Below are 17,584 nucleotides of genomic sequence, written 5' to 3' on the forward strand. Positions count from 1 at the left end.
CCAGCGGACGCTCCCAGCAGCTTCGCCTTGCCTCGGGCGGCGCGGGCGGATGATTCTCCTCGCTCCATGAACGTGTTGGACAAGGTGCTGACGTTACGGCCGGGGAACACGGTGGCGCGGGTGGGCGCGGGTTCGCGCGTTCCGCTGCTCAATCCCCGGGAGCTGCTGCGTGCCCTGGCGGAGGCGCCGGTGGCGCTGCCGTGTCTGCCGGTACAAGCGAAGGGCGCCTTGCCGGGCCTGCTGCGCGCGGCCCGGTCGGAGGACGCCCTGCTGGGGCTGGCCTGCCCACACCCTTTGTCGGACCGGGGGGCGCCCGAGCGCTTCGTCGTGGCCGCGCACCAGGCGGCCGCCGAGGCCGAACACGCGCGGCCCCTGTTCCTCCAGGCTGGGCCCATTCGGGTGGCCCGGGCGGACGCGGACACGCTGGACGCCTTGAAGGACGGCATCTACCGCGTGGTGGACGCCGGCTTCTCGCTGGTGTCGCTGGATCTGTCCCGGCTGGACTCCTACGAGGCCGTGGAGGCCGTGAATGCCCTGGTGGCGCCGGTGACCGAGCGCGAGCTGGCGCTGGAGCTGACGGGGCCGGCCGCTTCTGGCGGGTTCGTGGACGCGTACCGGACGCTGCTGGAGGGCCTCAGGCAGTGGAAGGTGCCGGTGGACTTCGTCCGCGTGCCGGAGTCCGCGCTGGGCGAGGGAGAGCCGGATGTGCGGCTGCTGCGGAGCCTGGTGGAGCTGGCCGCGGAGTACGACGCCGTGCTGTCGGTGGGCGAGGCGGGCGCGACGCTGGCCGGCGGACTGCCCACGTATGTGGCGGCGGGCGTGCGCAAGGTGGACTGCGTGGGCGGCTTCGAGCGGCTCTCGTTGGGGGCGTGGCCCCTGGATGTCCGCGCCAGCGTGGAGGAGAAGGCCGCGGCCGCCGGCCTGCCCGCAGGACAGCTGCTCAGCGTGCTGGAGGAGCAGCTGCCACCGCTGGATGACGCCGCGCGGGAGAAGCTGGAGGCCCTGTCCTTCATGGAGGCCACCGAAGTCCTGGCCGCGCTGGGCGCCACGCGCACGGGTCAGGCGTCACTGCGCTTCCTGGCGGAGAAGCGGGGCGACTGAGCCCGGAGCGGTGTAGAAGGGGCCCATGCGAATCGTCGCAGGCACCGCCAAGGGCCGCGCCCTGGCCGGCCCCAAGTCCTCGTCCCTTCACATCCGTCCCACGGCCGACCGCGTCCGGGAGACGCTCTTCAACGTGCTGGGCCAGTTCCTGGACGGCCAGCGGGTGCTGGACCTCTACGCCGGCACCGGCGCGCTGGGCCTGGAGGCCGTGTCTCGCGGCGCGGGGCATGCGGTGCTGGTGGACCAGGACCGCGAGGCGCTCACGCTCTGCCGTGAGAATGCGCGGGCCGTGGGGCTCGCCGGGCAGGTGGAGGTGCTGTCCGCGCCGGTGGCCCGGGCGCTGGAGACGCTGAAACGGCGGGGCGACCGCTTCGAGCTCATCTTCGCGGACCCGCCGTACGCCGCGCGCGTGGTGGAGACGGTGCTGGACGGCATCGTGGCCGCCGGGCTGCTGACGCCCTCCGGCATGGTGGTGGTGGAGCACGACAAGCGCGAGGCGGCGCCGGACACACATGCCGGGCTTGACCGGGAAGACCAGCGCCGCTTCGGGGACACGTTGGTGAGCTTCTATCGGGCGCCGTGAGCAGTCCTTGACCGGCTCCCGGGGGGCATCCGAGACTTCCAGGCACATGCTGGTCGCCATCTATCCTGGTTCTTTTGATCCGCTCACCAACGGGCACCTGAGCCTCATTCAGCGCAGCCTGAAGATGTTCGATCGTCTCATCGTGGCCATCGCGGTGAACCCGAAGAAGACACCGCTCTTCTCCGAGGACGAGCGGCGCACGTTGATTCGCGAGGCCATCCAGGACGACCGGGTGGAGGTCGACGCCTTCCACGGCCTGCTGGTGGACTACGTGCGGCGCCGCAACGCGGGCGTCATCGTCCGCGGGCTGCGGGCGGTGTCGGACTTCGAGTACGAGTTCCAGCTCGCGAACATGAACCGCAAGCTGGCGCCCGACGTGGAGACCGTCTTCATGATGACGGGGGAGGACTACTTCTACATCTCCTCCAACCTCGTCCGGGAGGTGGCCTCTTTCGGTGGGGACGTCACCGGGCTGGTGCCGCCCAACGTGCACGAAGGTTTGAAGGCGAAGTTCGCTGGAAGGAAGTAACAGGAAGGCCCCTTGTCCCGCGTGGTCCTCCGCGTTAGGCAGGGGACATGAAACTCGCTCGCCGGCTCCAGGCCATCAAGCCGTCTCCGACGCTCGCTCTCAACTCGCGCGCCAAGGCGCTCGCCGCCAAGGGTGTGGATGTGGTGGTCCTGGCCGCGGGAGAGCCGGACTTCGACACACCGGACTACGTGAAGCAGGCCGCGGTGGACGCGCTGCGAGCGGGCTTCACCAAGTACACCGCCACCAACGGCATCCCGGAGCTGCGCGAGGCCATCTGCGCCAAGCTCGAGCGGGACAACGGGCTGCGCTACATGCCGGACCAGGTGCTCGTCACCTCCGGTGGCAAGCAGGCCCTCTACAACTTCTGCCAGGCGGCGCTGGAGGAGGGTGACGAGGTCATCATCTTCGCGCCCTTCTGGGTCAGCTACCCGGACATGGTGCGGCTGGCGGGCGCCACGCCCGTCATCGTCCCCACGCGTGAGGAGGACGGCTTCGCGCCGGACCCGGACGCCATCCGCCGCGCGCTCACGCCGCGCACGCGCGCCGTCATCATCAACAGCCCGGGCAATCCCACCGGCGCCGTCTATTCGCGCGCGGCGCTGGAGCGCATCGCGGAGGTGCTGCGGCCCCACGACTGCCTCATCGTCACGGATGACATCTACGAGAAGCTGCTCTACACCGATGAACGCCTGGGCATCAGCGACGTGGCGCCGGACCTGGTGCCGCGGCTGGTGGTCGTGAACGGCATGAGCAAGGCGTACTCCATGACGGGCTGGCGCCTGGGCTACATCGCCGGGCCCAAGCCGTTGGTGGCCGCCATGCAGATGGTGCAGGACCAGTCCACCTCCAACGCCTCGTCCATTGGCCAGAAGGCGGCGTTGGCGGCGTTGCAGGGACCGCCGGACACCATCACCAACATGGTGAAGGAGTACCGCGAGCGCCGTGACTTCTTCGTCGCGGGACTGAACGCGCTGGACGGCGTGCGCTGCCGGATGCCCGAGGGCGCCTTCTACGCCTTCGCGGACGTGCGGGGCCTGCTGGGCCGGTCGTACAAGGGCAAGCCGGTGACGTCCGCGATGCAGCTGTCGGAAATCCTCCTCGACGACTTCCGCGTCGCCGCCGTGCCCGGCGAGCCGTTCGGCGCGGACGGCTACGTGCGCATGAGCTTCGTCACCTCGCGTGAGGTGCTGCAGAAGGGCCTTGCCCGCCTGGGTGAGCTGGTCAAGGCCCTGAGCTGACCGCTCAGTCCGTGTAGGCGAAGGCGCGGAACTCGTCGCGGTACTGGCGGTAGACGAGGACGGCGGGGCGGCCGGAGAGGTTGCCCACGGCCGTCCACACGTCCTTGGGGTTGCGCAGGTCCAACCCCAGCCGCGCCGGCGCCTTGCCGTACTTCTTCTCCATGGCCTCCAGCGGCATCACCTCCACGTCATAGAGGGTGATGAGGTCCGTGCGCTTCAGCCGCAGCTGCTTCACCCACGCCGAAACCAGCTCCTCCGGCGTGGCGTAGCGCTCCGCCTCCAGGCTGAACGGGTAGAGCAGCTCGTTCGAGGCGGTGCGTACGTCCCCCGTCAGCAGGGACTGGAAGAGGAAGCGAGCGTCCGCCTGGATGTCCCTGCGGATCTGCTCCTCGGGCGACAGCGGCGGCGCGTCCGGGATGGGGTCGCGCTTGAAGTCGGCAAGCCCGGGGGGCAGGTCGACCGGCGGTGCGTCCGCAGGGGGCGGTGTGGGCGCCGCGCGGGTCGGCTGGGCGGCGGCTGCCGACTTCTTGGCGGCGGTGCTTGCCTTCTTGGCGGGTGCCTCAGAGGGAGCCGGCACAGCGGGCGCTTCTGCGGCCGGAGGCGTCGCGGGGGCCTCGGTCTTCTTGGGCTCCGCCTCGGGCGTGGGCTCCGCGGGTGTGGGGGCCTTCACCTCGGGTGGTGGGGGCTGGGCGCTTTCGGGCGCGGGGGCGGCGGCATCCTGGGCGAGGGCGGGTGACGCGAGCGAAACGAGCAGTGCCAGGGACCAGTGGCGCATGGAACCTCCGTGGGCCGCCGAGCCTAGCAGAGGACAGCGGGTGGGGCCCGGCGTCCGTGCGAGCGGGCGGCTTCAACACAGTCCTCGCATGTGGGGGCGGAGGTTGGTATGGGGGCGCCCCGATGCCCAAGCGTACCGATATCCGCAAGGTTCTGGTGATTGGCTCGGGTCCGATTGTCATCGGGCAAGCCGTCGAGTTCGACTACTCCGGTACACAAGCCATCAAGGCGCTCCGGGATGAAGGCGTGGAGGTGGTGCTGCTCAACAGCAACCCCGCCACCGTGATGACGGACCCTGAGTTCGCGCATCGCACCTACATCGAACCGATTACGGTGGAGGCGGCGGAGCGCATCCTCGCCTCGGAGCGGCCGGACTCACTCCTTCCCACCATGGGTGGCCAGACGGCGCTCAACCTCGCCAAGGCCCTGGCGGAGCAGGGCATCCTGGAGAAGTACGGCGTGCGCCTCATCGGCGCGTCCCTGGACGCCATCAACAAGGCCGAGGACCGCCAGCTCTTCAAGGCGGCCATGCAGAAGATTGGCGTGGCCCTGCCCAAGAGCGGCTACGCGACGACGCTGGACCAGGCGATGAATCTGGTGGAGGACATCGGCTTCCCGGCCATCATCCGCCCGTCCTTCACGCTGGGTGGCACCGGCGGTGGCATCGCGTACAACCGCGAGGAGTTCGAGACCATCTGCCGCTCGGGCCTGAAGGCCAGCCCCACCACCACCATCCTGGTGGAGGAGAGCGTGCTGGGCTGGAAGGAGTACGAGCTCGAGGTGGTCCGCGACACGGCGGACAATGTCATCATCGTCTGCTCCATTGAAAACCTGGACCCCATGGGCGTGCACACCGGTGACTCCATCACCGTGGCGCCCGCGCAGACGCTGACGGACCGCGAGTACCAGCGGATGCGGCAGGCGTCGCTGGCCATCATCCGGGAGATTGGCGTCGATACGGGTGGCTCCAACATCCAGTTCGGCATCCACCCGAAGGACGGCCGCATGGTCGTCATCGAGATGAACCCGCGCGTGTCGCGCTCCAGCGCGCTGGCGTCGAAGGCGACGGGCTACCCCATCGCGAAGATCGCCGCGAAGCTGGCGCTGGGCTACACGCTGGATGAGCTGCGCAACGACATCACCCGCGACACGCCGGCCTCCTTCGAGCCGACGCTGGACTACGTGGTGGTGAAGGTGCCGCGCTTCAACTTCGAGAAGTTCCCGCACGCGGACCGGACGCTGACCACGAGCATGCGCTCGGTGGGCGAGGTGATGGCCATTGGCCGCACCTTCCCGGAGGCGTACATGAAGGCGCTGCGCTCCATGGAGCTGGGCCGCGTGGGCCTGGAGTCCCCGGAGCTGCCGGCGGAGAAGGAGGAGCGGGAGAAGGTGCTGCGCGAGGCGCTGCGCATCCCTCGCCCGGAGCGTCCCTGGTTCGTGGCCCAGGCCTTCCGCGAGGGCCTGACGGTGGAGGACGTGCACGCGCTGTCCGCCATCGACCCGTGGTTCCTGCGCTACATCCAGATGCTGGTGAACGAGGCGCAGTCGCTGCAGGAGTACGGCCGCCTGGACCAGCTCCCGGACGAGGTGCTCCGGCAGGCCAAGGCGCACGGCTTCTCCGACAAGTACCTGGGCAAGCTGCTGGGCTACCCGGAGGAAGAGGTGCGGGCGCACCGGCACGCGCGCAGCATCCGGCCCGTCTTCAAGCGGGTGGACACCTGCGCCGCGGAGTTCGAGGCGTACACGCCCTACCTGTACTCCACCTATGAGGAGGAGGACGAGGCGCCCCCCACGGACCGTCAGAAGGTCCTCATCCTGGGCAGCGGCCCCATCCGCATCGGCCAGGGCATCGAGTTCGACTACGCCTGCGTCCACGCGGCCTTCGCCCTGCGCGAGGCTGGCTACGAGACGGTGATGGTCAACTGCAACCCGGAGACGGTGTCCACCGACTACGACACGTCGGACCGCCTCTACTTCGAGCCGCTGACCATCGAGGACGTGCTCGAGGTGTCCCAGCGCGAGAAGCCGGTGGGCGCCATCGTCCAGTTCGGCGGCCAGACGCCGCTGCGCATCTCCGTGCCGCTGGAGAAGGCGGGCCTGCCCATCCTGGGTACGCCGCCGGACGCCATCGACCGCGCGGAGGACCGTGAGCGCTTCTCCAAGCTCATCGAGAAGCTGGGCCTGAAGCAGCCGGAGAACGGCGTCGCGCGCAGCCACGCGGAGGCCTTCAAGGTGGCCGAGCGCATCGGTTACCCCGTCATGGTGCGGCCCTCCTACGTGCTGGGCGGCCGGGCCATGGAGACCGTCTACGACGTGTCCAGCCTGGAGCGGTACATGCGCGAGGCGGTGAGCGCTTCGCCCGAGCACCCGGTGCTCATCGACCGCTTCCTGAAGGAAGCCATCGAGGTGGACCTGGACCTGGTGGCGGACCGCACCGGCGCGGTGATGATTGGCGGCGTGCTGGAGCACATCCAGGAGGCGGGCGTGCACTCCGGTGACGCCGCGGCCACGCTGCCGCCGCACTCGCTGTCGCCGGACCTGGTGGAGCGGATGAAGGACCAGGCCATCGCCCTGGCGCGCGAGCTGGGCGTGGTGGGCCTGATGAACGTGCAGTTCGCCATCCAGGGGAAGACCATCTACATCCTGGAAGTGAATCCGCGCGCGAGCCGCACGGTGCCCTTCATCTCCAAGGCCACCGGCGTGGCGATGGCGAAGATCGCCGCGCTCTGCATGGTGGGCAAGACGCTCAAGGAGCTGGGCGCCACGCATGAGCCGGAGTTCAAGCACGTGGCGGTGAAGGAGAGCGTGTTCCCCTTCGCGCGCTTCGCGGGCGTGGACGTCATCCTCGGGCCGGAGATGAAGTCCACCGGCGAGGTGATGGGCCTGGCGAACGACTACGCGTCCGCCTTCGCCAAGAGCCAGCTCGCCGCGGGCGTGAAGCTGCCCAAGAGCGGCAAGGTGTTCATCTCCGTCAAGGATGACGACAAGCCGGCGGTGGTGGACCTGGCGCGGCGCCTGCGGAGCATGGGCTTCTCGCTCATCGTCACCTCCGGTACGCACACCTACCTGGCGACGAAGGGCATCGAGGCGCAGGTGGTGCAGAAGGTGAAGGAGGGCCGCCCGAACATCGTCGACAAGATCGTCGACGGCGAAATCGTGCTGGTCATCAACACCACCTTCGGCAAGCAGGAGATCGCCGACAGCTTCTCCATCCGCCGCGAGTCGCTGATGCACTCGGTGCCGTACTACACGACGGTGCAGGCGGCGCGGATGGCGGTGGGCGCGCTGGAGTCGCTCAAGCGCACGGAGCTGGAAGTGAAGCCGCTCCAGGAGTACCTGGGCATCACCGCGGCGCCCCCGGGCACCCGGCGCTGAACCGCAGCGCTCATTTGACGTGAGTCATGCGGCCCCGCTCCTCCTGGGAGTGGGGCCGTCTGCGTTTCGGGGCCGCCTCAGGCCGGTTGGTCCGTCACGAAGCCGCGCCAGTTGCGCATGTAGTTCACGAAGACGTCGGACAGTCCCTCGGCGTTGAGCGCGGTAGGGGACAGCGGCGGCACCTGGAGCGCGTCGCCTCGCTGCACGCGGCGCGGCCAGTCATGATTCGCGATGGCCGCTCGGCCCACGGCCACGGCATCCGCGCCGCGCGCGAGCTGGGCCTCTGCCTCCTCGCGCGTGCGCACCTCGCCCGCGACCACGATGCGAACTCCGGCGCCCACGGCCTGCCGGAAGAGTGGCGTCGCGTGCTGGTCCGGCCGCTTCTGGGTGTTGAGGGCCGCCTTCCACAGGGACAGGTGGAGGATGTCCACGCCCTCGCGCGTGAGCATGCGCGCGACCTCCAGCGACTCGTCCAGGTCCAGGCCCTTGGCCTGCCCCGCGTCCTCCGGTGACAGGCGCACGGAGAGGACCAGGGAGGGCGCCGCGCGCCGCACCGCGCGGACTGTCTCCTGAAGCAGACGCCAGCGGTTCTCCAGCGAGCCGCCCCATCGGTCCTTCCGGCGGTTGAAGACGGTGCTCAGGAACTGCGAGAACAGGTAGCCGTGCGCCCCATGGAGTTCCACGGCGTCGAACCCCGCCTCCGCGCAGCGGCGAGCTGCGTTCGCGAAGGCCGCGATGACGCCCTCGATGTCGGCCTCGGTGGCTTCGCTGCAGCGGAGGCCGTCCGCGTCATACGCGCTGGCGCTCCACACCTCTCGCTGGCTGACCTCGGCGTTGGCGCGAAGTCCTCCGTGGAAGAGCTGCGCGGAGAGCAGGGCGCCCCCTTCGTGGATGCGCGCGGCCATGCGCTTCAGTCCGGGCAGCATCGCGTCGTCGTGAACGCCCAGCTCGCCCGGCCACGTCTTGCCGTCCTGCGAGACGTAGGCGGCGCACGTCTCCACCATGCCGAACCCGCCGTCGGCGCGCATCGCGAGGAAGCGGAGCTCCGCATCGGAGAGCGTGCCATCGGGATGGCTCTGGGTGTTCGTCAGCGGCGCCAGCCAGATGCGGTTGGGCGCGATGACACTCTTTCGGAGCTCGAGGGGAGCGAACAGGTCCGTCATGTCGGCATCTCGCTTTCGAAGTGGGTGCGTCCGTCACGGCGGCCTGCTTCCTCTTGACGTCGGAGCCACCCCGTGGGCCGGAATCAGGACGCGGGGTATAACCTGTGCCTCGTGCCTCCGCATGGCCTCGTTCGAAAGCAGGGGCCGAGGGAAAAGCGTGGCTGGACGCCCGCGGACCCTGGCGGCTACCGTTCGCGCCGAGCCGTTGCCCCCCCTTTCCCCCGCGCCACCACCGTGACCGAGGAGAGCCCTTGATGCCGTCCCAGGCCGCCCCCGACTTCGACATTTCTTCCGTGGACGTGGAGGGGTTTCACCGTGAGTTGAAGGCGTTGCGTGAGCAACTGGACGCATCGCTGGGCGAGGCGGATGCGGCGCACCTCCGGAAGATTGAGCGTTGGGGCAGGGCGGCGACCGCGCTGGGCGCGGCGACCTGTTGGCTGGCGCCGAACCCGCTCAGCGCGGCGGCGCTCAGTGTGGGGCGTTCCACGCGCTGGCTGCTGATGCACCACGTGGGGCACCGGGGCTATGACCGGGTGCCGGGGCTTCCGGCGTCTCGCACGGGTAAGGGCTTCGCGAAGGGGAGCCGCCGCTATCTGGACTGGCTCGACTGGATGCTTCCGGAGGCCTGGGTGTACGAGCACAACGTGCTCCACCACTCGCACACTGGAGAGGATGCGGACCCCGACCTCCTGGAGCGCAACGCGGAGGGGACGCTGCGCAACCCGGAGCGCTCGCTGGCGCTGCGGTACGTGCAGCTCGCGCTGCTCGCGCTGACGTGGCGGGCCAGCTACTACGCGCCGGAGACGCTCAGCTCGCTGCGCCGGAAGGGCCGGCGCAAGGGTGGGGAGCTGACGCGCGAGGAGCTGAAGGAGCTGCTGCTGAGCTGCTATCTGCCGTATTCGGCCGTGCAGTTCGGGCTCTTCCCGGCGCTCTACCTGGTGTTGGGGCCGTGGGCGTCGTTCAGCGCGTTCTGCAACTCCGTGATGGCGGACATCCTCACCAGCCTGCACACGTTCCTGGTGGTGGGGCCGAACCACACGGGCGAGGACCTGTACCGGTTCGACTCGAAGCCGGAGAGCCGTGGCGAGCGCTACGTGCAGCAGGTGATTGGCAGCGCGAACTACCGCACGGGCGGGGACCTGAACGACTTCGCCCACCTGTGGTTGAACTACCAGATTGAGCACCACATCTGGCCGGACCTGCCGATGCTGAAGTACCGCGAGGTGCAGCCGCAGGTGAAGGCGCTCTGCGAGAAGTACGGCATCCCCTACGTGCAGGAGAGCGTCTGGACCCGCGCGAAGAAGATGGTGGACGTCGTGGTGGGCAAGACGTCCATGCGGAAGCTCGCGCCGAAGCGCCAGGCCAGTGATGCCGGAGTGGCCGCAGCGCCTGCTCCCGCGGCGTGAGGGAGGGACGTTCGGCTACTCGGTGTAGGCCGCGAGGTTCGCCAGGGTCGAGGTCAGTCCCTCGATGTGGTCTTCCTGGCGAATGCCTTCGGGCACGTCTACACAGATGATGGTGACGCGCGTGCCCCCGGCGACGGGCGTCAGCGTCCAGGTCATGGTCATCGTGCCCGCGTAGGCGGGGTCGTCCGATTCGAACTCGAATCGCTGCACGACGCGTTCGTTGGGGACGAGCTCCACGAAGAGGCCCTCGACGACGTCCTCGTGCGCGGAGGTCTTCCCGGGCGCGGTGTGGTCCGCGTTGTCGTAGGAGAGTGTCATCCGGTACGTCCCGCCCGCGCGTGGCTCGAACGCGTGGATGTGGCCTTTCATGCCTTCCGGTGGGAGCCAGGTCGCCACGGCCGCGGGCTCGACGAAGGCCCGGTAGAGGGCTTCTGGCGAGGCCGCGATGACTCGCGAAGCCGTGTCGGTTCTCTTCCCGGGGCCTGTCGTGTTCGTCACGGGGGCATCCTGTTCGTGAGCGGTGCGGCTTACGCGCGCCGCGTGGTGCGTGTCAGCGTCTTCCGCGGCGGCGCTTCGGCGGCGTCGTGCCGGACGGCCTCGACATCCACCACGCGCGAGCCATCTGGCGGAACCGGTGGGCCCAGCGTCACCACGAGCACGCGGTAGGACTCCTCCAGCCGCTTGTGCAGCTTGGAGAAGATCACCTGGGCGGTGCCGGGCATGTCCTCGGTGTACGTGAAGTACCAGCGCAGTTCGTCCAGGCGGCCGTAGAAGTGGTCCACGACGGCTTGTTCCTGTTCGGGCAGGTGGATGAGCTGGTCGAACGCGCCGTCGGCGTACCGTGACGCGATGGTGCCCAGGAGCGGTTCGCGGCTGCGCAGGCGGGAGAAGAGGGCGAACATCTCATCCCGGCGGGCATCGAGCCTGCGCATGATGCCCGCGGCGTCCATCGCGAGCAGGTTTCGGACGCGGGAGGCCATTTCATCGGCCTTCTTGCGACGAGCCATGGCGCGTCAGCCTAGCATCAGTAGACGCGCAACAAGTGGGACCGGCACACGAACCGCGGGTTGCGGAAGTCGATGACCTCGACCTCGCCCGTCGTCTCCTCGAAGCGTCCGGCCAGGATGCCAGCAGCGCTCGTCGCGGCGATGTACCAGGCGTCCTGTCCCTTCAGTTCCTTGAGCTTGCGCAGGTACACGACGCGGCCTTCCACGGCCCACAAGGTATGGATGCCGTCGGCTCGGACACCGCGCGCGCCAGCGGGTGGCCCAGCGAGCTTCGCCAGTGACGCCGGGATGGCGTTCAGGACGTAGGCGTCGTAGGCCGGGTTGCCACTCAGCGAGATGAGCTTCGCATCGCGGAGGGTGCCATCCACTTCCTGCGTCAGCTCCAGCGTCACGACGAGCTTTGAGCCGCCACCCGTGGCCAGATGTTGGAGCTCCTGACCCGCCTGGGCGAAGAGGCGCGGCCGCTCCATGGATTCGTCTCCGGCGCGCTGCTGAATGTCATAGAGACGTTCGGTCGTGGTGGGCGCCTTCGGCGGTGGGCCGGCTCCTGGATTTCCAGTCGCTCCGAAGCTGCTCGCTCGGGAAGCCCAGGCGGTCCCTGCCTGATTCACCAGGCTGGTGCCTGGGAATACCGGCGCATCTTCAAGGCCCTTCTCAAGCGCTTCTCGAAGGCGGCTGAAATACGGGTCGATGAGACCGTTGGCGACGCGAAGCTGGGCCTGATCGTCGACGATGAATTCCTCCACACGCCCCGCGACGGTGGCCTCCTCCTGCGCGGCGAGCTGCTCACGGGAAGGTGCCGGGTCGCCAGGACGCAACGTGCGTCCACTCGGTGTCTTCGGACCGGCGAGCGGCGCTCCTCCTGGCACCAGGAACGAGGGCAGGGAATCGGCGCCAGCCTGGAGTTGTTGCGGCCTGCGCGGGGCGTCCGGCGGCGATGCGGTGGTCTCCGGCGCAGCAGCAGTGTCGGGTGCCTCGGGAGGGGCAGGGGATGGCGCTGCGGCGAGGCCATCCCCGGCCGGTGTCTTTCTCACCTGCTTTCCCTTGGGACGAGGCGTGGACGCCGAAGGTGCAGGCTGCCCCACGAGCGGTGGAGAAGTCAGGACGGGCGGTGTGGTGACGATGTCCACCGAGAGCGGCTTCGACGTGACGGCCTGGCGAGGCGCACGCTCCGGCGGGTCGACAGACCCAAGCAGCATGAGCAGCCCCACGTGGATGACGAGCGATGCCAGCGCGGCCCCGCCGAGTCGTCGCATTCGCCGCATCTCGACTCCCACGCTCCCCGGGACGGGGCCTCCACGTCCCGCCAGCATAACCGGCACGGATCTTGGCTTGGACACGTCTACGTCCCGCCGTGCGCGACATTGCGTACAGTCCCCATCAGGGCATGGGCTGCGACCGTGGGGTGCCCAACGCGATGACTCACTGCGACAAGCGATTCCTTTCGCGCGGTCTGTCTCGCGCGTCGGTTACGCTCAGTGCTTCGAGGCCACCATGAACAACGCTCCTGATGATGGCTGTCCGGCCGACCAGCGCTTGCTCCGGAGACCGGGGAGAACGATGCCAGACGCGCTCCGGCAGTTCATCGCGGAGACCTGGGTCTTCCGCAGGCAGGAGGAACTGGCCGCGGGGCTGCGTTTCGCCCGGCTGGCAGGAGCGCTCGAGCAGTTGGCCACGCCCGAAACGCTGGTGGAACTCGCGCGCCGCGCGTCGGAGGACGAACGGCGCCACGCGGGCATGTGCGAGCTGATGGCGCGCACCTACGGGCAAGAGGTGATGCCGCCGGTGCCCCTGGAGGCGCGGGAGACCGCTCCGCAAGACCTCAGCTTCCGCGAGCGCGTGCTCTACGAAGTCGTCGCCGCCTGCTGCATCTCGGAGACGGAGAGCACGGCCGGGTTGACCTCGGTGTTGGCCGTGGACGGACCACCCCGGGTGCGCGCGGTGCTTCGAGACATCCTTCGGGACGAGGTCGCGCACAGCCGTCTGGGGTGGGCCTACCTCGCGCATGCCGCCGAATCGGGCTCCGTGGCATTCCTGTCGCCGTACCTGCCTGAGATGCTGGAGGACAGCGTGTCGCCCAGGCTCTTCGCGAAGGGCCTGTCCGATGCGGAGGGTTCCATGCTCCTGGCGCACGGCGTGTTGCCGCATGCGCGCAAGAGCGAGGTGTTCATTCAGGCCCTGCACGACGTCGTCTTTCCCGGGCTGGAACGATGCGGAGTGGACACCACTCCCGGACGGCAGTGGGTGGAGCGTCGTCGTCAGTCCGGAGCGTAGCGGGCCCTGCTACGCTGGCGGCATGGTGCTCAAGATTGTCCAGGCAGGGGACCCGGTGCTGCGTCGGAAGGCGCGCGATTTGACGCCGGAGGAGCTTGCCAGCCCGGAGACGGCACGGCTCATCGAGCAGATGCGCGACACGATGCGGGACGCGCCCGGTGTCGGGCTGGCGGCGCCCCAGGTGGGCGTGGGCCTGCGAGTCATCGTCATCGAGGACCGGGCCGAGTATCAGGCGGGCCTCTCGGAGAGAGAGCTGGCAGCGCGAGGACGGAAGCCCGTGCCCTTCCATGTGCTCATCAATCCCAGGCTGGTCGTGGAGGACGCGGCACCCGCGGAGTTCCACGAAGGGTGCCTGAGCGTGTCGGGCTTCGCGGCCCTGGTGCCCCGCGCCAGTGCCGTGCGCGTGGATGCACTCGATGAACACGGCCAGCCCGTGACGGTCCAGGCCCGGGGCTGGTACGCGCGCATTCTCCAACACGAGCTGGACCACCTGGACGGCACGCTCTACGTGGACCGGATGGAGACACGGAGCTTCTCCACCGCGGAGAACCATCGCCGGTACCAGGCGGGGCGCAGCACCGCGGAGCTGCGCGCCGAGCTGGGGCTGCCAGTGCCCGACAAGGGGTAGGGCACGACGTCTTTCGCGTCAGCCTTCGCGGCCGTGCGCCGCGGCCTTCAACTGGGCCGTGTCGACGCGGACGAAGATGGAATCACCCGCCGCGGTCAGCGTCTCGCCCGCGAAGACTTCACAGAGGACTCGGCTCTTGCGTCCGACTTCGCCCTCGACGCGTGCACGGAGGGTGAGCGGGACGCCCATGGGCGTGGGTTTGATGAACTTCACGCCCAGGCTCCCGGTGACGCATTCAATGGCAGGCGAGCTGCCAGGAGAGCGGCCTTCGGCGCGGTAGTGGTACGCCATGGCCGTCCAGTTCGAGTGACAGTCGACCAGCATGGCAATCAGGCCGCCGTAGACGAGTTCCGGCCAGCCGCTGTACCGGGCATCGGGCGTGTGGCGTGCCACCACGTGGATGCCGTCCTCATCCCAGTAGCTCTGGATGTGCAGGCCGTGAGGGTTCTTGCTGCCGCAGCCGTAGCAGATGCCTTCCGGCGCGACGACTTCCTGGAGAGATGAGGTTTCCATGTGGGGCCCTGACTGGAGGGGAGGTGCAACGATGCGCACATCCTGGCCCAGCAGGCGCCTTTCGTCGCGTGTCTCGACCAGGGCCCGGGATAGTGTCCGTGTCGATGCTCACTGAAGTCCAGGCAGGTCCCTACACAGTCCGAGGCGTGTCCGTGGGTGGCGTGTACACGTCGCTCCAGGTACCCGAGCTGGACGTGGTGCTCGACGTGGGGCTGCCCATTCGTTCCTTCTGTGGCTCGGACCGCATCTTCTTGAGCCACGCGCACCCGGACCATGCCAGCGGGCTGGGCTCTCTGCTCGGCATCCGTCGGCTCATCGGCAAGGGTGCACCCCAGGTCTTCCTGCCCGCGGAGATCGAGGAGAACGTCCAGGCGTCGCTCGCCGTGATGTCGCGGCTGCATCACACCTCCATGGAGGTGCACACGGTGCCGATGCTGCCTGGGGACGTGCGGCCCCTGGGGCAAGGTCTGTTCGTCCGCGCGTTCCGAACGCATCACCCGGTGCCGTCGCTCGGGTATCAGTTCTTCCGCCGTGTCGCGAAGCTCCGTCCCGAGCACCAGTCTCTGCCGCCCCAGGAGATCGCCAGGCGGAGGCAAGCGGGCGAGGCGCTCTTCGACGAAGTCGAGCGGCTGGAGCTGGCCTATGCCACCGACACCGTGTCCCGCGTCCTGGACACGGAGCCGAGTTTGTTCGACTCGCGAGTGCTCATCCTCGAGTGCACCTTCGTCGACGCGCGCCACTCCGTGCAGGACGCTCAGGCGAAGGCGCATCTCCACCTGGACGAACTCCTCGCGCGCGCGGACCAGTTTCGCAACGAGGCCCTGGTCCTCATGCACTTCAGCCAGGCGCTTCCTCCTGAATCCGTCCACGCCACGTTGCGCGCGCGACTGCCGCCGTCGCTGGCCGAACGCGTCCGCGTCTTCGCTCCCGAAGCGGGCCGTTGGTTCGGGTGAGCCGCGCCCGTGAAGTACGTGTCGGAGAGCCAGACCCGGTACGGCAACGACGTGGCGGTGGTTCTGCACTGACCTCCCGTCACTGCGTTGCACATGAATCGCGACTCGCCGCGGCATACCTGTTAAATCGCGGCGCATGAGCACGTCATCGCCCAGGCATGTTCTCGTGGCTGGGGCTGGAATTGGTGGACTCACGCTGGCCTGCGCGCTTCGGCGCGCGGGCCTCTCCGTCACCGTCTTCGAGCGCTCCGATGCCCTGAAGTGGGTGGGCGCGGGCCTCACGGTGCAGATGAACGCCACGGCGGCCCTGCGCCGCATCGGTCTGTGTGACGAGGTGGTCCATGCCGGTGCGTGTCCCACGGACAGCGCGATCCTGAAGCCGTCGGGTTCGGCGCTCACGCGGCTTCCGGTGACTCGGATTCAGGAGGAACTGGGGCTGCCCCTGGTGTGCATCCACCGGGCGCGGCTCCAGTCCGTGCTGCTGGCCCATGCCGGGGAGGAGAACGTCCGGCTGGGGCTCACCGTGACGGCGTTTCACGACGACGGCCAGACAGTGACGGTGCGGTTGTCGGACGGCAGCTCGGTGACGGGCGATGCGCTGGTGGGCGCGGACGGGCTGCGCTCGGTGGTGCGTGGGGCGCTGCTGGGCGACGCGCCGCTGCGCTATTCGGGTTACACGAGCTGGAGGGGCGTGTGCTCAGACGTCCCGAGCGCGACGCCGGGATTTGTTTCAGAGACGTGGGGCCCGGGGGCGCGCTTCGGTGTGGTGCCCATCGGCTTCGGACAAACGTATTGGTTCGCCACGCAGAATGCGCCGGCTGGAGGGCAGGATGCTCCCGGGGAGACACGGGCCCGGCTGCAGTCCATCTTCGGCGGGTGGCACGCGCCCGTCGCGGACCTGATTGCCGCGACGGATGAAGCGAACATCATCCGCACGGACATCCACGACCGGCCGCCTGTCAGCCGCTGGAGCCGGGGCCGGGTGACTTTGCTGGGAGACGCCGCGCACCCGATGACGCCCAACATGGGGCAGGGCGGGTGTCAGGCCATCGAGGATGCCGTGGTGCTGGCGGAGTTGCTGGCCGGGGAGGGCCCCGTGGACGCGGCGCTGGCGGCCTACGAGCAACGCCGGCTCGCGCGTGCCAACAGCTTCGTGACGCGTTCCTGGAGCCTGGGGCGCGTGGCCCAGTGGGAGAGTTCAGCGGGGCGCTTCATTCGCAATGCGCTCTTCCAACTCGTGCCTCAAGGGCTCGCCGCCCGGCAGGTCCGAGAGTTGGTGCGCGACGCCGCGTAGGGCGCTCAAGGAGCGGTTTCTAGAGGTTCAGTCCGAGCAGCGCCCCCGCGAACGGGCCGTCGAGCGAAACCGTGAACGCGGCCGCATCAGGAGTCGGCTGAAGCCCGTACGCCTGTTCGAAGTAGTGCGTATAGCCCCCATGAACGCGAGCATGCATGTAGCGACTCAGCTTGACCTGGATCGCAGCCAGTCCGCCCGCGCCGAAGGCCCACTTGCGTATGCGGCCCTCGTAGAAGTTGTTGCCGCCAATGGGTGTGTAGCCCGGCTCCCCTGGCTGCACCTGACCAATCTGCCCCGTGGGCAGTGAGACCTCCGCCGCGCTGCCGAACGCGCTCACCCCGAGCGTCACGTTTCGTGTCAGCGAGAACCGCTTCTCCAGCCCCGGCCTCAGCGCCAGGACCTGGACGTCACCACCCGCCAGGTACCAGTCGATGCCGTTCGTCCACCACCAGTCGCTCCGCTCGGAGCCACGGACGAGGTTGAAGTGGAGCCCGCCGGAGAGGCGCGCGGCTCCGCTTCGGGCGTTCACCGTCTTCACCCGTGAACGCAGCGTCGGCACCTCCGTCGCGGGATGCCGCATTGGAGACAGCGTCCCACCGACCTCCACCGCGAGCTGTGGCGGCGGGAGCGTCGCTTCTTGCTCCGGGGACGGCGCTGCCCCCAGGGCCGGAGAACACAGGCAGGCAGACACCAGCAAGCCGAAGGTGGACACCGCGCGAGTGACGCTCATGAGGCTTCCTCCCGGG

General features: G+C 68.9%; 17 protein-coding genes. 10 read left to right on the forward strand and 7 right to left on the reverse strand.

Annotation, left to right across the window (positions count from 1 at the left end; genetic code table 11):
- The first annotated feature begins 66 nt into the window (after nucleotides 1-66).
- The 4 genes from BHS09_RS16875 to BHS09_RS16890 are packed head-to-tail and all read left to right on the forward strand — an operon-like array spanning nucleotide 67 to nucleotide 3,451.
- On the forward strand, nucleotides 67-1,101 hold the full coding sequence (locus BHS09_RS16875; protein ID WP_174260049.1) for a hypothetical protein: 1,035 nt from the start codon (nucleotides 67-69) through the stop codon (nucleotides 1,099-1,101).
- A gap of 25 nt (nucleotides 1,102-1,126) precedes the next feature.
- Nucleotides 1,127-1,684, forward strand: coding sequence for a 16S rRNA (guanine(966)-N(2))-methyltransferase RsmD (gene rsmD / locus BHS09_RS16880; protein WP_140791284.1), 558 nt, complete (start codon nucleotides 1,127-1,129; stop codon nucleotides 1,682-1,684).
- A 46-nt stretch (nucleotides 1,685-1,730) separates the two neighbouring features.
- Nucleotides 1,731-2,213, forward strand: coding sequence for a pantetheine-phosphate adenylyltransferase (coaD, locus tag BHS09_RS16885; protein ID WP_140791285.1), 483 nt, complete (start codon nucleotides 1,731-1,733; stop codon nucleotides 2,211-2,213).
- A 47-nt stretch (nucleotides 2,214-2,260) separates the two neighbouring features.
- A complete protein-coding gene (locus BHS09_RS16890; RefSeq protein ID WP_140791286.1) occupies nucleotides 2,261-3,451 on the forward strand; it encodes a pyridoxal phosphate-dependent aminotransferase in 1,191 nt (396 codons plus the stop codon).
- Nucleotides 3,452-3,455: 4 nt separating this feature from the next.
- Here the strand turns inward: BHS09_RS16890 and BHS09_RS16895 are convergent, their stop codons facing one another.
- Nucleotides 3,456-4,226 (reverse strand): hypothetical protein, encoded by a 771-nt coding sequence (locus tag BHS09_RS16895; RefSeq protein ID WP_140791288.1) that lies wholly within the window; start codon nucleotides 4,224-4,226, stop codon nucleotides 3,456-3,458.
- Between the two features lie 122 nt (nucleotides 4,227-4,348).
- Here BHS09_RS16895 and carB point away from each other — a divergent pair, with 122 nt between their 5' ends.
- Nucleotides 4,349-7,600: a carbamoyl-phosphate synthase large subunit gene (carB, locus tag BHS09_RS16900; RefSeq protein WP_140791290.1), complete on the forward strand. Its 3,252-nt coding sequence runs from the start codon at nucleotides 4,349-4,351 to the stop codon at nucleotides 7,598-7,600.
- Nucleotides 7,601-7,677: 77 nt separating this feature from the next.
- Here the strand turns inward: carB and BHS09_RS16905 are convergent, their stop codons facing one another.
- Nucleotides 7,678-8,763: an NADH:flavin oxidoreductase gene (locus tag BHS09_RS16905; RefSeq protein ID WP_140798361.1), complete on the reverse strand. Its 1,086-nt coding sequence runs from the start codon at nucleotides 8,761-8,763 to the stop codon at nucleotides 7,678-7,680.
- Nucleotides 8,764-9,017: 254 nt separating this feature from the next.
- Between BHS09_RS16905 and BHS09_RS16910 the strand changes: the two genes are divergently transcribed.
- On the forward strand, nucleotides 9,018-10,169 hold the full coding sequence (locus BHS09_RS16910; RefSeq protein ID WP_140791293.1) for a fatty acid desaturase family protein: 1,152 nt from the start codon (nucleotides 9,018-9,020) through the stop codon (nucleotides 10,167-10,169).
- 15 nt (nucleotides 10,170-10,184) lie between these two features.
- Here BHS09_RS16910 and BHS09_RS16915 read toward each other — a convergent pair whose 3' ends face one another.
- From BHS09_RS16915 to BHS09_RS39400, 3 genes are read right to left on the reverse strand one after another with little or no spacing between them, the layout of a single operon-like run.
- On the reverse strand, nucleotides 10,185-10,667 hold the full coding sequence (locus BHS09_RS16915) for an SRPBCC family protein (RefSeq protein WP_140791294.1): 483 nt from the start codon (nucleotides 10,665-10,667) through the stop codon (nucleotides 10,185-10,187).
- 29 nt (nucleotides 10,668-10,696) lie between these two features.
- Nucleotides 10,697-11,176, reverse strand: a complete 480-nt coding sequence (locus BHS09_RS16920) for a hypothetical protein (RefSeq protein ID WP_140798362.1) — start codon at nucleotides 11,174-11,176, stop codon at nucleotides 10,697-10,699.
- Between the two features lie 17 nt (nucleotides 11,177-11,193).
- Nucleotides 11,194-12,432 carry a TonB C-terminal domain-containing protein gene (locus tag BHS09_RS39400; protein WP_237078342.1) on the reverse strand — a complete coding sequence of 413 codons (1,239 nt, stop codon included), beginning with the start codon at nucleotides 12,430-12,432 and terminating at the stop codon, nucleotides 11,194-11,196.
- A 304-nt stretch (nucleotides 12,433-12,736) separates the two neighbouring features.
- Between BHS09_RS39400 and BHS09_RS16930 the strand changes: the two genes are divergently transcribed.
- Together BHS09_RS16930 and def are read left to right on the forward strand one after the other, a co-directional pair.
- Nucleotides 12,737-13,450: a ferritin-like domain-containing protein gene (locus BHS09_RS16930; RefSeq protein ID WP_237080388.1), complete on the forward strand. Its 714-nt coding sequence runs from the start codon at nucleotides 12,737-12,739 to the stop codon at nucleotides 13,448-13,450.
- 22 nt (nucleotides 13,451-13,472) lie between these two features.
- Complete coding sequence (gene def, locus BHS09_RS16935) at nucleotides 13,473-14,078, forward strand: peptide deformylase (protein WP_140791299.1); 606 nt, start codon at nucleotides 13,473-13,475, stop codon at nucleotides 14,076-14,078.
- An 18-nt stretch (nucleotides 14,079-14,096) separates the two neighbouring features.
- Here def and BHS09_RS16940 read toward each other — a convergent pair whose 3' ends face one another.
- Nucleotides 14,097-14,591: a PaaI family thioesterase gene (locus BHS09_RS16940; protein ID WP_140798364.1), complete on the reverse strand. Its 495-nt coding sequence runs from the start codon at nucleotides 14,589-14,591 to the stop codon at nucleotides 14,097-14,099.
- A gap of 104 nt (nucleotides 14,592-14,695) precedes the next feature.
- Between BHS09_RS16940 and BHS09_RS16945 the strand changes: the two genes are divergently transcribed.
- Nucleotides 14,696-15,544: an MBL fold metallo-hydrolase gene (locus BHS09_RS16945; RefSeq protein ID WP_140796478.1), complete on the forward strand. Its 849-nt coding sequence runs from the start codon at nucleotides 14,696-14,698 to the stop codon at nucleotides 15,542-15,544.
- Nucleotides 15,545-15,710: 166 nt separating this feature from the next.
- Nucleotides 15,711-16,838, forward strand: coding sequence for an FAD-dependent monooxygenase (locus BHS09_RS16950; protein ID WP_237080389.1), 1,128 nt, complete (start codon nucleotides 15,711-15,713; stop codon nucleotides 16,836-16,838).
- A 19-nt stretch (nucleotides 16,839-16,857) separates the two neighbouring features.
- On the opposite strand, the gene BHS09_RS16955 is transcribed toward BHS09_RS16950, so the two are convergent.
- Nucleotides 16,858-17,568, reverse strand: coding sequence for a hypothetical protein (locus BHS09_RS16955; protein ID WP_237080390.1), 711 nt, complete (start codon nucleotides 17,566-17,568; stop codon nucleotides 16,858-16,860).
- Between the last annotated feature and the right edge of the window lie 16 nt (nucleotides 17,569-17,584).

The organism is Myxococcus xanthus, from assembly GCF_006402735.1.
In the GTDB taxonomy this organism is placed as follows: domain Bacteria; phylum Myxococcota; class Myxococcia; order Myxococcales; family Myxococcaceae; genus Myxococcus; species Myxococcus xanthus_A.